The organism is Halomonas elongata (genome assembly GCF_029081005.1).
Lineage (GTDB): Bacteria > Pseudomonadota > Gammaproteobacteria > Pseudomonadales > Halomonadaceae > Halomonas > Halomonas elongata_B.
In genome coordinates, this window is sequence record NZ_JAJQTQ010000068.1 from 1 (window position 1) to 574 (window position 574).

1 protein-coding gene is annotated in these 574 nt (G+C 40.8%); it reads right to left on the reverse strand.

Annotated features, from left to right (window positions below):
- Positions 1 to 100 precede the first annotated feature (100 nt).
- Positions 101 to 409, reverse strand: coding sequence for a hypothetical protein (locus LU493_RS19460; RefSeq protein ID WP_000647576.1), 309 nt, complete (start codon positions 407 to 409; stop codon positions 101 to 103).
- Positions 410 to 574: the final 165 nt, after the last annotated feature.

Here is a 574-nt window from a genome sequence, read left to right on the forward strand (position 1 = left end):
TCGCCATCGAGAACGCGAATAACTTTCCCCTGGATTTCAGCCGCACACAATGTAGCTGGTAACAGGGAAACAACAAAGGAAAGAGCCTTAAGAAAATGTCTCATTGCTTTCTTCCCTCCCATATTGCTGAGAGTATTTTACAAATGGATAAAACGGCGATTAAAGCCACTGCGATAACAGCCAACGAAGGAAGTACATAGCTATACAACTCAACTATGAAATTAAGAAATTCCATGAGCGATTGCGGCTTTAAAGGATCATCCCATAAAACGATAACAACACGATAAAGCCCATAGACAATTGCCGAAAACCAGACCATAAACAGTAAGGTTTCAGTAAAAACAAAAGCGACCGTTTTAACACTATCGATAATTTCAATTCCGGCAACTCTCACACTTCTTGCTTTCATATACACCTCATGGATTACGAGGAAACTAACGCCCTTCGGTTGTTCAACCCCGCAAATCCCGGATTAAAATCCGGAATCTGCGGCGTTTGCCGTTATCTCCGTTCAGAATAACTCTGGATAAATTTTAAACTCATTAATTTCTTCAACTGAAATACGCTCTGGCAT